Origin of the sequence: Peptostreptococcus faecalis, assembly GCF_900240845.1 — a bacterium.
Taxonomy (GTDB): Bacteria; Bacillota; Clostridia; order Peptostreptococcales; family Peptostreptococcaceae; genus Peptostreptococcus; species Peptostreptococcus faecalis.
Genome location: NZ_OERU01000001.1, coordinates 1,087,256 through 1,102,812 on the forward strand (window position 1 = coordinate 1,087,256; position 15,557 = coordinate 1,102,812).

Consider the following 15,557-nt stretch of genomic DNA (forward strand, 5'->3'; position numbering starts at 1 on the left):
AGAAGGGTTGAATATTTCAACCCTTCTTTTTTATGCTTAAATAGCCAATTTTATCCTTTTATTATTAGTAGCTGGTATAGTATAATTAAATTATAATAAACTAAACGATTGGAGGGTATGTGAATGCTTATAGACTTTACTATAGAAAATTTTTTATCTATAAAAGATAAACTTACTTTTTCTATGATTGCCTCAGATGAAGAAAACGGATATGAGATTAAGACACATAAGTTAAAAAGCTACCTTAAATTGCTGCCTGCTGTTACAATATATGGTTTTAATGCATCTGGTAAAAGCAATTTAATAAAAGCAATGAGTTCTCTTAAGAATCAAATTATTTATTCAAAGGTGTCCGATTTATCACTAATAGATAAAAATATTTTTGAATACAAACCATACAAACTAGATGATTCATATCTCTCAGTTCCAACATCTTCAGAAATAAGAATTTTCATAGATGAACTTATATTTGAATACTGTTTGAGCTACAACAACAAAGAAATTGTATCAGAAAGTTTAGTAATGATTGATCGTAAAGATAATTATGTTACACTTTTTAAAAGGACTTCCGATCTTATAAATATTGATTATAATATAGATATTTCTATTATAAAAAAAGTCGCTGGTGAAAGCTTATTACACAAGCCTATAATTGGAACGTTAAGCATTTTTGATGAGAGGGTTACAAAGTTTGTCGACTGGATGGAAAAGGATTTTTTAATAATAGAAAATGCATTCGATTCAAAAGAAAATCTAAAAAGAACAACTTCGTACCTTTTGAATAAAGACTCTAGTTTTCATGTAAAGCTAATTAAAATGCTTAATGACATTAGTTATTCAAATATAAATCAAATACGCGCAGAAAATGTTAAAGATTGTTTAGACTATGAAGATATAAACCAAGGCGTAAAAAAAATACTTCAAACCAATCCCAATATAAAACAAGTAAGTGATGGTGATGACAATGATGATTCAAAATTTGATGAATACACTCTAAATACCTTCAAGCAAGGCTATGATATTTACGGTAATAAGAGAGATGTTGTTTTCAATCTATTTGAAGAGTCTGAGGGTACGATTAAAATATATGCTCTATATGCTTATATTTATGATGCATTATACTTTGGAAAAACGCTAATTATAGATGAAATGACATCATACATACATCCTTTAGTATCTAGATATATACTTGATTTATTCCAAAATCCTCAGGAAAATAAAAGTGGTCAGCTAGTAATTTCCACACATACAACAGATCTTTTAGAAATGAAATCACTCAGAAAAGACCAGGTCTATGTTGCCGATAAAGAATTTAATGAAACAAAAATTTATTCTCTTTCAGATATTTACGACGTAAGTAGAAATGAAAATTTTAGAAATGCATATTTATCAGGAAAATATGGTGGATTAAACTATTTTAGGAGGGAACTGAATGAATAAAAAACATATAAATTCATTTAAAAGGCCTACTCCAAGTATAAAACCAAAAAAAACTGGCCTTGACTTAATAGACAGTAATTTTAATGTGCCTTTAAAATCTTTTCATGACAACGTTCACAAAATCAGGGTTTTGCTATCACAAAATCCTGAAGACAAGAATATTTATAGATACTCTATAGTATTAATATGCGGAGCACTTGACAAATATATGCACGATATAGTAAAGGTCATGATTCTACAAATTTTTAAAGGAAATACTTCTCCTGGAAAGAATTTTGATGAGTTTTTAATACCGATTAGCTTACTTGATAAATTTGACAAATCTAGCTATGATATTGAAGAAAAAGAAAAAATACTAAATGAAAGCTTGTATGAGATAATATCTGGATTCACTATTTTAAAATCATACGCTATAGAGCGAAATATGAACTATATAATAAATTTCAATATTTGGAAAGCAATATTGCCAAGGATGATGATGCGTTTTAAAGAATTGAATAGTGTCTCACAGCTCAAAAAGTTTATAGATAATCTTGTGGAAAGAAGGAACATTATTGCACATGAACTAGACTTTATGCCAAATAGCCAGGATAAATATGACATTACTTATAAATATGTTGAGAATGTCATTGATGTAATTCAATATTTTGTTGAATCTATTAACTATCAAATAAGAGATTCTCTTCTCAACTATAAAGGAGATACCGAACCTAAAGGCGATTCCGAGTCTAAGAAAGGAGATTAATATGGACATTTCTTCATTTAAACCATTAGTTAATAACGCTTTTACTGCTCTAAATAACTCTTACTCTCCTTACTCAAAGTTTAAAGTAGGAGCATGCATACAAACAAAAAGCAATAAATACTTTCTTGGTACAAATATAGAAAATATTTCTTTCGGCTTAACGGTTTGTGCCGAAAGAAATGCAATTTTTTCCGCATATTCTAACGGATACAAAAAAGAGGATATTTCAGCAATTGCAGTAGTCACTAATGACGATATTATCACTACTCCTTGTGGTGCTTGTAGGCAAGTTCTATCAGAACTCTTACCTCATAATACACCTATAATTTTATCAAATGGAAAAGAATCTAAAATAACATACATAGATGAACTTTTACCCGATTCTTTCAAATCAAAAAATATATAAAAGCTTGCCTTAAAGGCAAGCTTTTATATATTTCAATAATTATCATCTGTTACTTAAATTTTTTTGTATAGCTTTTTATCAATTTTTTTAGCTGCTGCTTCATCTAAAACTACTAATACATCTTCATGAAGTTGTAAAATAGAAGCTGGCACCTTAGGATCTATTCTTCCATTTATCATGTCATTTACAGCTTGTGCTTTTTCTTCTCCAGATGCAATTAAGACTATTTTTTTTGACTTCATAATAGTTCCTATTCCCATACTTATCGCTTTTTTAGGAACGTCATCCTCATTATCAAAAAATCTTGCGTTAGCTTCAATTGTTTCAGGTGTCAAGTTCACTACTTCAGTATATCTTGAAAAAGTATCACTTGGTTCATTAAACCCAATATGAGCGTTGTTACCTATACCAAGTACTTGTAAATCAATACCACCCGAAGAGTCTATTTTATTATCATATTTCATAGCATATGATTCAATATCATCTACATTGCCCTCTGGAATATTTATGTTTTCTTCTTTTATATTTACATGATTAAATAAATTTTCATGCATAAAAGTGTAATAACTATTCACATCTTCCTTAGGTAAATCTAAATACTCATCAAGATTAAAACTTATAATATCGTTAAAATCTATTTCTTTTTTATTATACTTTTCTACAAGTTGTCTGTATAATCCCTCTGGTGTAGATCCAGTTGCCAATCCTAATATTGAGTTTGGTTTTAATGTTATTTGAGCTGCGACGTAATTTGCTGCAACTTCACTCATTCTATCATAATTTTCACACACGTATATCTTCATTTGAACAGCATCTCCTTATAAATTTATTTTAAATATTATTTAATATTTTATAAAAGCCAAGTTCCTTTTTCATCTTGTGTGACCATATTTTTTTTCATTAAGCCTCCAAGAGCTCTTTTAAAGTTTTTCTTACTGGTATTAAATACTACTCTTAAATCTTCTGGATCGGACTTATCATTAAATCTCATATATCCATCATTACCTTGCATGTAACTTATTATTTGTTCTTCAATTGAATCTAACTCTTCTTTTCTTTCAGCTCTAGTGGAAAGACCTACTTTTCCATCTTCATATATCCTTATTACTCTCATATCTTTAAGATAATCGCCTTCTTTTAAAGTAGAGTAATTTTCTTCTCTTAATATTATCCCAGAGAAGTTTGGTTCTATACAAACTAGTGCTGTTTCATTAGTTTGAAATCCATATACATAACCATTGCAAGTATCTCCTACTTTTAAGCCACTGTCTAAACTCAAATGTGGTTCAATATCTGTAGTTGCAGCAATTCTTCCTGTTTTATCAACATATACATAAAATGGATATTTTTCATCTTCAAACAATTTATATTTTATTTCTCTAAAAGGTATCAATACATCTCTTTCAAGACCTATATCTACGAAACTTCCTATTTCAGTGTTATCACATACTTTCAAAGCTGCCACATCGCCTACGTATGCATGTGGTTTTTTTTGTGTTGCAACTAATCTTTTTTGTGAATCTCTGTAAATAAATACTTCTATCTCTTTGTCAATCTCTACTAAATCTGTATTGATTATATTTTTATTTGGTAACAATATATCATCTTTTGCATCCGATGTTTTGCCATCCAAATAATATCCATAGTCCTTTTTTCTAAGAACTTTTAGTCTGTTTATTTTTCCTAATTCTATCAATTTTATACCTCATTAATCCTACTTACACCAGTTTTTATAGCTGCTTTTTTTACAGCCTCTGCAACTGATTCTGCTATTCCTTTTTCAAATGCACTAGGAAGTATGTAATCTACTTTTAACTTATCTTCTGGAATAAAGTCAGCTATTGCATATGCAGCAGCAACCTTCATTTCTTCATTTATTTCACTAACTCTACACTCAAGAGCTCCCTTAAATACCCCTGGAAACGCCAAAACATTATTTACCTGATTAGGAAAATCACTTCTTCCAGTTCCCATTATATAAACTCCAGCCTCTTTTGCTTCAGAAGGCATTATTTCAGGAGTTGGATTTGCTAGTGCAAATACTACTGGTTTTTCTGCCATATTCTTTATCATATCGCCAGTAAGCATATTAGGACCTGATACACCTATAAATACATCCTTGCCCTTTAATGCATCCGCAAGAGATCCTTTTTCATTGTTTTTATTTGTGTATTTTAGCATTTCTTTTTGTGCCCAGTTAATATTTGGTGTATCCTCTTGAAGAATTCCCTTTCTTCCACACAATACAACATTTTTTGCATTCAAATTCAATAACATTTTACAAATTGCAATACCCGCTGAGCCAACACCGTTTATTACAATTTCTAAATCTTCAATGTTTTTATTTTCAATTAACTTTAGTGCGTTTATAATACCAGCTGCAACTATAATAGCAGTTCCGTGTTGGTCATCATGAAATACTGGAATATCCAATTCTTTTTTTAATCTGTTTTCAATTTCAAAACATCTTGGAGCTGATATATCCTCTAGGTTAATTCCTCCAAAAACAGGTTGAATCATCTTTACAGTATTTACAATATCTTCAACATCTTGAGATGCTACGCATATTGGAAATGAATCCACTCCTGCAAATTCTTTGAATAGTATCGCCTTACCTTCCATTACAGGTAATGATGCCTCTGCACCTATATTACCTAGCCCCAATACTGCAGATCCGTCGCTGACAACAGCTACTAAATTTCCTTTTGAAGTGTACTTATATACATCTTCTTTATTTTCACTTATTTTGACACAAGGTTCTGCCACCCCTGGTGTGTATGCAATAGCTAAATCATCACTGCTATTTACACTAACCTTACTATTTACTTCAATTTTACCTTTTTTCTCTTCATGTAGTTTTAATGCTTCTTCTGCGTAATTCATATTTCACTCCCAATAATTTTTTTAATTTAATTCAATTTATATATTATTACTTTTTTCGTATAGATTATTCCCCTTCGAATCAATGCAAACTGTAAGTATCATATCCTCAACAGTTATTCTTCTCACTGCTTCGGCACCTAAGTCTTCATATGCAACTATTTCACTTGATTTTATAGAATTTGAAATATATGCTCCTGCACCACCAATTGCAACAAGGTACACAGCTCCATACTCTTTCATTGCATTTATTACCTTTTCATCTCTCTTACCTTTGCCTATCATTATTTTTAAACCTTTTTTTAACAAAGGTATTGTCAAATCATCCATTCTATAGCTAGTTGTCGGCCCAGCAGATCCAATTACTTCCCCTGGTTTTGCAGGTGAAGGACCTACATAATAGATTCCCTGTCCATCTAATTCAAATGGAGGTTTATCTCCATTTTCTAACGCTTTACAAATTCTTTTGTGAGCAGCATCTCTAGCCGTATACAAATCACCACTTAGAGATACTATATCTCCAGCTTCAAGCTCTCTTATAGTTTTTTCATCTATAGGCATTTTAATTTCAATCATGCTTGCCTCCTATAATATAATTTTTTTATGTCTAGAAGAGTGGCAGTTAATATTTACCACTACTGGTAATCCTGCTATATGAGTAGGAAAAGTTTCGATATTAACCGCAAGAGCAGTTGTTTTTCCACCTAATCCTTGTGGTCCTATCCCCAATTCATTTACTTTTGTAAGCATCTCTTCCTCTAATTCTTTAATGAACTCATCATGGTTATGTTCTCCGACTTCTCTAAAAAGAGCTTTTTTAGATATTTGAGCACACTTGTCTACAGTTCCTCCTATACCTACTCCTACAATAATAGGAGGACATGGATTTGGACCTGCATCTTTGACTGTTTGCAGTATAAATTCTTTGATGCCATCAAGACCATCAGAAGGTTTTAGCATTTTCATTTTACTCATATTTTCACTTCCGAATCCCTTCGCTGCATACTCAATTTCAATATTATCACCCTTAATCATCTCATAATGTATTACAGCTGGAGTATTATCTTTAGTGTTTATTCTATCAATCGGACTAACAACTGATTTTCTTAGATATCCATCTGTGTATCCTCTGCTTACACCTTTATTTATAGCTTCGGTAATGGTATCTCCTTTTACATGAACATCTTGACCAATTTTTACAAAAAATACAGCCATTCCCGTATCTTGACATAGTGGCTTATTTAAATTTTTTGCAATTTGCGCATTGTCAATTAGAATATTTAATATATTCTTAGCAACTTCATTTTCTTCATTATCTCTATTTTTTTTAAAGCTGTTTACCACATCATCATTTAAGTTGATACAACCATCAATACACATATCTCTCACTACATCTTCAATTAATTTTGAATTTATTGTTTTCACTTAATCACCTACCGTCTCTGATATCAAATCAGCATATTCTCCATTAGATAATCGCAATATATCGTTTGGATCAAGTTGAACTTGAAACCCTACTTTTCCTGCACTCACTACGATAGAGTCCATATTCATCGCGGAAGTATCTATATATGTTTTATAATTTTTTTTCATCCCTATAGGAGAGCAACCTCCCCTTATATATCCTGTCACCTTATTTATATCACTTAAATTAATCATATTAATGCTCTTTACACCAGCCGCTCTTGCGCCTTTTTTTAAGTCTAAGCTTTGAGCTACAGGTATTACATATATATAAAATTCACCTATATTTGCTTTTGTAACTAAGGTTTTATAAACCATCTTTTCATCTAAACCAATGTTTTTCGCAGCTGTAACTCCGTCTACATTATTTCCTTCAACAGAATAAGAGTGCGAATTATATTTTATATTTTCTTTGTCTAGAATTCTCATTACATTAGTTTTTATTTTGGATTTTGTCACTATAATCAGCCTCTTTCTTTTAATACCTATAAAAGCAATATAAAGTATAAATTAAAGTTCAATAAATTTATTATCTTAACGATATAGACTCTACTCCGTAATATCGTGACATAGATTTATTAATCCAGTCATCACTATTGTCTTTGGCATCTTCAAGACCATATGCCGCCATGTATTTATTTTTTGCTGGCAATTCTGGAATTTTTATATTCTCTAAATTAGAACTCATCTTATTATCTAATATCAATATTTCCCTAGCATTATATGTCGAAAGATATTCTTTATTAGCTAATATCGCTTCTGGATATGTACTTATAAACTGATATCCTAGTATTATTATTCCCAATATTGATATAACAATTTCAAATTTAACATTATAGCGATATATATATGATAAATTAATTACAATAGATATTATAAATAAATATATTGTACTTATCATTGCTCTTTGAGGAAAAATTGGAGATACCATCATTACTAAATAGGCTATAATTCCAGCGGCAAAGTATATTTCCGATTCCCAGTCTTTGTCAAAGTATAAAAGTCTCGTTACTAATAGTATCATTAAAGCTATTAAAAAAAGTACTATTATAGAGCTATAAAAATTATCATCTACCACAAATATTCTTTCAATATATTTTTCAATACCTTGAAATTTTCCGCTGTACATTTGCAATCTTATAAAGTTCCCTGGGGCAGATAGCATCACTAAAAAGCCAAGTATTACTCCAGTATACATAGCTAATGCTACTATAAATCCTTCTGCTTTTTTCTTGTACATATTTATTATATAATATGTTGCAACAAAAATCATTGCTGGTACAGAATTTTCATTTGTCCATCCAGAAAAAAAAGAAAATACCAGTAATATAATAATATATACTCTTCTATTTGGGTTTACACCAAATATAGATATTTTTCTAAAATTAAGCAAAACTGCCATTACTATTATTGATGTCCACATATAATTTGCCGAACCTATTACCCATAAAAAATTTTGCCCAAAAACGGGTGTAAAAAACCATAGCAATAGAAAAATGAGCATTGATAGTATAGATCCATTTATATCAGATCCTAATAATCCTTTTTTAGGCACAATTTGTCCACTAATATTATATTTATCATCAAATCTAGTATAGCTATAAATACAATATATAAAAATACAAAAAGCAAATGAATTCAATATATTTACTAAATCCTTATCTAGCAATAGAAGAATTTGTCCTATCGTATGTGAAACTGACCTACCATTCACACTAAAATAATGTATCCACTGATTATATATAATATCTATTAAATTTGAAATTTCTTCTAAATTTATACCTACCAAATAGCTAAAATCGTCGGCTACATAAGGTGTATATCCATTTAGAATTAACATACACATAAATATTATTGACATAACAAAAATAAAAGGATAATTAAATTTAATTTTTTTTATATTCATTTTAATTCCCTCGTTAGATTTTTTGTTAAAAAGAGGGTTGCATAAGCAACCCTCTAAATAAAACTTCTATACTAAAATTATCAAATATTTATTACTCTTCTTCTGAAGATTCAATTTTTTCTTTCAATACATCCCCTATATTACCAATAGTATCATCACCTAAAGACATATATTTACTAATATCTTCTTCTGGTTCTCTTGTAAGTTCTTTTATTGAAAGCATCATTCTCTTATTTTCAGCATTGAATTTAATTATAGCAGCTTTTACTACATCGCCTATATTTACAACATCTTCAACTTTGTTCACTCTATTTTCACTCAATTCACCAATAGGTAAATAAGCTTCCACACCTTCTTTAACCTGAACAAAAGCTCCTTTTTCAATAATTCTCAATACCTTTGCTTCAACTACAGATCCAACACGTACTTCATCTGCTATAAGCTTCCAAGGATCCTTATCTGGGTCTTTTAAAGATAACGCAATTCTTTTTGTTTCTGGATCAACACTCTGTATAAATACTTCTACTTCGTCACCAACACTTAGTACAGATTCTACAGATTATACTCTTGTCCATGAAAGGCTGTTAATATGTGCAAGACCTTCTATTCCACCTAAATCGATGAACGCACCGTAAGGCATAATATTTGTAACTTTTCCTGTTCTTTTTTCTCCTGCTTCTAGAGATGCAAATAATGCTTCTTTTTCAGCTTTCATCTTAGCTCTTTCAGCCTTTATTTTTGCTCTTTCAGCTTCTCTTTCAGCTTTGAATTTTTCTCTTTTTTCTTTTCTTTCCTCATCAAGTATTTCTTGAGCAACTTCTCTATGAGAAACTATTATTCTATTCTTTCTTGGGTTAACTTCCTTAACATAGCAATCTAAGTCAAGACCTACATATTCGTTAGTATCCTTTACAAATTTTGTATCAATTTGTGAAATAGGCATGAACATAGTGTAAGACTTATATCTAACATATAGACCTCTTTCTAGAGCCTTATATGCATGTACATTTATTATTTTATGCTCTTCTAGAGCTTCAATTATTTCCTTTAAATCAATTTGCTGTTCAAGTTTCAGTCTAGAAATCTTTATAGTAGCGTCTTTGTAGCTAATATTAGTAATTATACCAGTTACATCTTGATCTATCTTATAAAGTTCAGCTATGTCCTCTCCCTTTTTTAGGTTTAGTTCAGAAGCAGGAATCACTCCATCAAAACCAATGCTTAGTTTTAAAACTAAACCATCGTGGTTTACTTGTGCAACCTTTCCTGTAATTTCCTCACCAACATTAATCTTGCTTAGCTCTTGCTCTTGCATTTCAAGTAGCTCTTGCATAGTCAAATTGTTTTCCATTATAATAACATCCTTTCGTCGCGTAATATCCATATGTACTATTATAGCATATACAAAGGTATATTAAATAGTATTATTCGCATATTTTTTAATTTCTTTTTTATTTTAAATCATTTCCTGTCTATGAAAATATAAATTATTTATCAAAAGCATATTTCATATTTTTATTTACTAGTTATTACAATTTATATTTAACCCTCATAAAGGTTTGATGACTGATACTCTGAATCGCAAGTCACATCTATCCCTAAGTTTCTAAATACCTGTTCATCACTCTTATTTAATATGACAGTTGAATGTGCTTGGCATCCTGATAACTGTGGTAGTTTTTCCATAGCGTATTGTGCTACTGGATTTGTTGCTGCACTTATGCTAAGAGCCATCAAAACTTCTTCTGCATTTAACGCTATATTTCTACTTTTTAATATATTCTTTTTTAAATTAATAATAGGCTCTAATACAACAGGCGAAATCAAAAATATATCGTCTTGAATCTCTGCCATATATTTTATTGCATTTAATAAAACTGCTGCCGAACCATTCATTAAATTTGAAAATTTCCCAGTAATTGCTACTTCATTCTCTAATTTTAATGCCACTGCATGAGATGATATATTATCATTTAAATCATAACTATCTTTTAGATATTTTCTAGCAACAGTTACAACTGATCTGTCTTCTTCTTTAAGACCCATCTCTTCCATAATTAATCTCATTCTAGAAACGACTTCTTTATCTAAATTTCCTTTTTTGTATTCACATAGTGTCTTGAAATATCTTCTTATAATTTCTTGAGTTGCTGCTTCTTTGACAACTTCATCATCTATAATTCCAAATCCGACTCTATTTACCCCCATATCTGTTGGAGAGTTAAATACACTTGCTTTTCCTGTTATTTTCTCTATTATTTTTTTCAAAACCGGGAATAGCTCTAGATCTCTATTATAGTTGACAGTCGTTTCTCCATAATGTTCTAAATGAAAAGAATCTATCATATTTATATCTTTTAAATCTACAGTAGCAGCTTCATATGCTATATTCACTGGGTGTTTAAGAGGTAAGTTCCAAACAGGGAATGTCTCATACTTCGAATATCCCACTGACTTCCCTGACTTACTCTCATGGTACAACTGACTTAAGCAAGTTCCTAACTTTCCACTGTTCGGTCCCGGTGCCGTCATTACCACTATAGGCTTTGTAGTTTCTATATACTCATTTGCACCAAAACCTTCTTCACTGACTATCGTATTTATATCAGTTGGGTATCCTTTTGTCGCTCTGTGCTTATATACTTTAATTCCTCTTCTTTCAAGTTTGTTTGCAAAAATTGATGCAGCTGGTTGATCTTCATATCTTGTTATTACTACAGAATTAATATCAAGGTCATAACCTCTCAGATCATCAATCAATCTCATGACTTCAATATCATAAGTAATGCCTAAATCACCTCTTATTTTATTCTTCTCAATATCTCCCGCATACACACATATTACTACTTCTAATTGGTCTTTTATACAATTTAAAACCTTTATTTTAGCATTTTCATCAAACCCGGGCAAAACTCTCTTCGCATGTAAATCCCAAATTAATTTACCACCAAACTCAATATACAATTTGTCAAAGTTATTCACTCTCTCTAGTATAAATTTGGACTGTTCTTCTAAATATTTTTCATGATCAAAACCAATTTTCATATATTCTCTCCCATTCATTATATTATCTTGAAAAATTCAAAAAATGTATTGACTTAGTCTAAATAATGTAATAAAATGTAATTCCACTACAAATTCATTTTTACATTAACATACAGCCCTGTTTGCTGTGTGTTTTTTTTTGAAATTAATCAAGTATTTATTATACAATTTATACATATTTTTTTCAAGTTAGTTTTTTTATCAAAAGCTATACTATTTAGCTTCACTTTCAAAAATTTCTTTAATATCACTTATTCCTGAATAAATTTCTTCTTTTGAAAATTTTTTTTCCTTTAATTCTTCATCGCTAAAATTCATTAGCATTGAATAAAACTCCCCTGCTATAAACATCATATTTATACTCTTCACCTTTTCAAACTTAGAAAAAAGTGTGTCTTCTGCTTCGTTTATATTTCCTTCCAAAACTAATCTCTTAATAGTAATCAAGAGAATTTCTTCTTCTGGAGAATATAACACATCGAAATCATCTAAATCGCTATACTTCTTCCCCATAAGTTCTTTAAACACAAGTTCTCTATTTTCATTTTTCATTCTATCAACGAGTCCCATACATACCTCCTTAAATAAAAAGTCCCCAGACTTAACCTGAGGACTTGTTGTTCATTAAAAATGCTTTTTATTTCTTTTCATCTGTAAGTACTTCTTTTATTCCTTTAAATGTACCTAGGAAATTAACTGCATCAGATGGTAATACAAGTTTAGTTGAATCTTTTTCACCTAATTTTTCTAGTGCTTCCATTGACTTAAGTGCCAACATGTTATCATCTATATCAGATTCCTTCATAGCAGCAAATACCATCTTTAGACCTAGTGCAGTAGCTTCTTGTGTCTGCTTGATTATCTGAGCCTCACCTTCAGCCTTTGCCGCATATACATCTCTTATTGCTTCAGCCTCACCTTCAGCCTGTAAAATCTTTGATTGCTTATCCCCTTCAGCCTCTCTGATTAATGTTTCTTTCTTAGCTTCGGCCTTTAGTATTGCAGACTGCTTCTCACCTTCTGCAATTAATATTACAGATTGCTTTTCTCCTTCTGCCTGAAGTATAGCTTCTCTTCTTTCTCTTTCCGCTCTCATCTGCTTTTCCATGGCAGCTTGTATATCTCTAGGAGGCATTATATTTTTAAGTTCAACTCTATTTACTTTGATTCCCCATATATCTGTTGCTTCATCAAGTATAGTTCTCATTTTAGCATTTATAAGATCTCTAGATGTAAGAGTTTCATCTAAGTCTAAATCACCTATTATGTTTCTCAAAGTAGTAGCTGTTAAATTCTCTATAGCAGATATCGGATTTGCTATTTCAAATACATAGCTCTTAGGATCTGTTACTTTGTAATACACTACTGTATCTATTTGCATAGTTACGTTATCTTTTGTAATTACTGGCTGTGGCGGAAAGTCAATTACAATTTCTCTCAAATCTATCATATAAGCCATAGAATCCACAAAAGGAAGTAAGAAGTGTATACCTGTTTTAGCTTCTTTATGGAACTTACCTAATCTTGTGATTACTCCCATTCTCGCTTGTTTAACAATTCTTATACATCTTACTGCAATAATAATTACAATAAGTATTACTAATACTAATAATATATTTTTTATAAGCATATATTATTTCCTCCTTATTTATTTTTTTCAACCACTAGTTTTACACCTTCGATTGATCTTACTATAATTTCTTCGTCTACCCCAATAGTTTGTTCATCAGATACTGAAATCGCAGTCCAAACCTCACCTTTCACTTTTACGAGACCAGCTTTTTCAGGAGTTATTGGCTTTATTACATACCCCTTTTTTCCGATAAAAGCGTCTGAGTTTGTATCTATACTCGCCCAATGCGTATTATTTTTGTCTCTATCCATTTTTATTAATTTTTTTGTGGCTATGAATAGTAAAATAAATGAAACGATCGCAAAAACTAGTATTTGAATGAATACACTCTCAGTAAAATACGAGGTTATTAATGCACAAACAGCACCAATTGAAAACCATATTAGAGTTAGGCTCAGCGTTGCAAGTTCTGCTATTGCAAAAGCGACTGCAACAAGAATCCATATTATTTTAACACTTAACCCTAACAAATAATTTACCTCCTTTTCTATTTAATCTTATTATATAACATTTTTAAAGTTTTTTGAATTATTTTTATAATATCCGAAGCATTGACTACTTGTTTTTCTTTAAAAACTTCATCTCCACATAGTCCGTGTAAGTAGACACCTAAACATGCTGCTATAAACAAATCATATCCTTGTGCAATAAATGAAGTAATCATTCCAGTCAAAACATCTCCCATACCTCCATTTGCCATTGCACTGTTCCCCGTAGTATTTACAACCGTTCTAATTCCATCTGTTACAATTGTATTTTCACCTTTTAGGACCACTATGAGATTATTTTCCAGTGCATATTTCTGAGAGTATCCAATTCTATCATTTTGCAATTCCTTTATTTCTACACCGGTAATTCTTGAAAACTCTCCCATATGTGGGGTAATTATACATCTAGAGTTTTCGTTTAAAAAACTTGGATCAAAAACATTAATTCCATCTGCATCTATTACAACAGGGCTATCTACATTATTTAGTACGTATTTAAGCTTCTCTCTTGTTTTCTCTGTATTTCCTAATCCTGGTCCAAAAGAAATTGCAGTTGCTTTTTCAAGCAAAGTTGCAATCCGTTCTCTTTCTTCATATGAGCATGTCATCTCTTCTGTTAATTTTGATGACAAAGCTATTTGAACATCCTTATCACAAACTAAAGTTACCAGACCCGCCCCAGATTTTACGGCTGATTTTGAACAAAGATATGCTGCCCCATAAAAACCAGTTGATCCAGCAAAAACACAGACCTTTCCGTTATCTCCTTTGTTTGCATAACTATCTCTTATTATTAAATTATCTAGTATGAATTTTTCTTCTATAAATTTAGGTAGATATCCAAACTCGTTGTATAATTTGTATGGAACTCCTATTTTTTCCACAAAAATTTCACCAGTATTTTTTTTATTTTCGTATATCAAAAATCCTTTTTTATAATACTCAAAAGAAATTGTATAATTCGCTTCTATTGCCACACCTCTTACTTCACCTGTTGTAGCATCTAATCCTGAGGGAACATCAATAGATATTACTCTGTAACTATACTTTTCTTTTTTTTTGTTTATATTTTCTATGATATGTTTATATACACCCTCTATGTTCCTACTTAGTCCTGTACCAAATAAACAATCAATTACTAAATCACTATTTTTCAGATGCCCATTTATATCATCCTTATTGTTTTCATAGTTGCCGCTACTTATATTTTTATAGGAAATACCTATACTTTTTACAATATCTAAATTAATATTAGATGATGAAGTTAATCTACTTTCATCACCTACCAGGATTACATTTGTTGTATATCCAAGATTATCTAATTTTCTAGATATAGCAAATCCATCTCCACCATTATTACCAGGTGCGCAAAAAATGGTAATTGTACAAATTGGCAATTTTATTTTTTTTCTTATTTTATCAATCCTATTAACTGCTGCATTTGCAGCATTTTCCATCAATAATATTTCTGGTATCATATATTTTTCTATGCAAGCTTTATCTAGCTTAGAAGTAATATCTCCTCCACCTATAAACATTTTTTGAACACC

Annotated in this window: 15 protein-coding genes and 1 pseudogene; 3 read left to right on the plus strand and 13 right to left on the minus strand. The window is 30.5% G+C overall.

Features of this window, described 5'->3' with window-relative positions; genetic code table 11:
- Positions 1 to 123: 123 nt before the first annotated feature.
- The 3 genes from C0982_RS04960 to cdd are packed head-to-tail and all read left to right on the plus strand — an operon-like array spanning position 124 to position 2,591.
- Entirely contained in the window at positions 124 to 1,440 is a 1,317-nt protein-coding gene (locus C0982_RS04960) for an AAA family ATPase (RefSeq protein WP_101773110.1), read from the plus strand.
- Positions 1,433 to 2,185, plus strand: coding sequence for a HEPN domain-containing protein (locus C0982_RS04965; RefSeq protein ID WP_101773111.1), 753 nt, complete (start codon positions 1,433 to 1,435; stop codon positions 2,183 to 2,185). The genes C0982_RS04960 and C0982_RS04965 overlap by 8 nt, the downstream gene beginning before the upstream one ends.
- Before the next feature lies 1 nt (position 2,186).
- Positions 2,187 to 2,591 (plus strand): cytidine deaminase, encoded by a 405-nt coding sequence (gene cdd / locus C0982_RS04970; protein WP_180946861.1) that lies wholly within the window; start codon positions 2,187 to 2,189, stop codon positions 2,589 to 2,591.
- Positions 2,592 to 2,644: 53 nt separating this feature from the next.
- Here cdd and nagB read toward each other — a convergent pair whose 3' ends face one another.
- The 13 genes and pseudogenes from nagB to C0982_RS05035 form a co-directional block, all read right to left on the minus strand.
- Complete coding sequence (gene nagB, locus C0982_RS04975; RefSeq protein WP_101773112.1) at positions 2,645 to 3,394, minus strand: glucosamine-6-phosphate deaminase; 750 nt, start codon at positions 3,392 to 3,394, stop codon at positions 2,645 to 2,647.
- A 47-nt stretch (positions 3,395 to 3,441) separates the two neighbouring features.
- Positions 3,442 to 4,287 (minus strand): CvfB family protein, encoded by an 846-nt coding sequence (locus C0982_RS04980; protein ID WP_101773113.1) that lies wholly within the window; start codon positions 4,285 to 4,287, stop codon positions 3,442 to 3,444.
- A gap of 2 nt (positions 4,288 to 4,289) precedes the next feature.
- Positions 4,290 to 5,474 (minus strand): NAD(P)-dependent malic enzyme, encoded by a 1,185-nt coding sequence (locus tag C0982_RS04985; protein ID WP_101773114.1) that lies wholly within the window; start codon positions 5,472 to 5,474, stop codon positions 4,290 to 4,292.
- Positions 5,475 to 5,510: 36 nt separating this feature from the next.
- A complete protein-coding gene (locus C0982_RS04990; RefSeq protein WP_101773115.1) occupies positions 5,511 to 6,047 on the minus strand; it encodes a Fe-S-containing hydro-lyase in 537 nt (178 codons plus the stop codon).
- Between the two features lie 9 nt (positions 6,048 to 6,056).
- Positions 6,057 to 6,896, minus strand: coding sequence for a fumarate hydratase (locus tag C0982_RS04995; protein WP_101773116.1), 840 nt, complete (start codon positions 6,894 to 6,896; stop codon positions 6,057 to 6,059).
- Entirely contained in the window at positions 6,897 to 7,394 is a 498-nt protein-coding gene (gene ybaK / locus C0982_RS05000; RefSeq protein WP_101773117.1) for a Cys-tRNA(Pro) deacylase, read from the minus strand.
- Positions 7,395 to 7,464: 70 nt separating this feature from the next.
- On the minus strand, positions 7,465 to 8,841 hold the full coding sequence (locus C0982_RS05005) for a DUF3329 domain-containing protein (RefSeq protein ID WP_101773118.1): 1,377 nt from the start codon (positions 8,839 to 8,841) through the stop codon (positions 7,465 to 7,467).
- A gap of 91 nt (positions 8,842 to 8,932) precedes the next feature.
- Positions 8,933 to 10,192: pseudogene (locus C0982_RS10940) on the minus strand (30S ribosomal protein S1).
- Between the two features lie 191 nt (positions 10,193 to 10,383).
- Positions 10,384 to 11,886 (minus strand): DUF1846 domain-containing protein, encoded by a 1,503-nt coding sequence (locus C0982_RS05015; RefSeq protein WP_101773119.1) that lies wholly within the window; start codon positions 11,884 to 11,886, stop codon positions 10,384 to 10,386.
- A gap of 213 nt (positions 11,887 to 12,099) precedes the next feature.
- Positions 12,100 to 12,456 (minus strand): DUF6483 family protein, encoded by a 357-nt coding sequence (locus C0982_RS05020; RefSeq protein WP_101773120.1) that lies wholly within the window; start codon positions 12,454 to 12,456, stop codon positions 12,100 to 12,102.
- A 67-nt stretch (positions 12,457 to 12,523) separates the two neighbouring features.
- A complete protein-coding gene (locus tag C0982_RS05025; RefSeq protein WP_101773121.1) occupies positions 12,524 to 13,516 on the minus strand; it encodes an SPFH domain-containing protein in 993 nt (330 codons plus the stop codon).
- Positions 13,517 to 13,530: 14 nt separating this feature from the next.
- Positions 13,531 to 13,989, minus strand: a complete 459-nt coding sequence (locus C0982_RS05030; RefSeq protein WP_101773122.1) for an NfeD family protein — start codon at positions 13,987 to 13,989, stop codon at positions 13,531 to 13,533.
- Positions 13,990 to 14,006: 17 nt separating this feature from the next.
- On the minus strand, positions 14,007 to 15,545 hold the full coding sequence (locus C0982_RS05035) for an NAD(P)H-hydrate dehydratase (protein ID WP_101773123.1): 1,539 nt from the start codon (positions 15,543 to 15,545) through the stop codon (positions 14,007 to 14,009).
- Positions 15,546 to 15,557 lie beyond the last annotated feature (12 nt).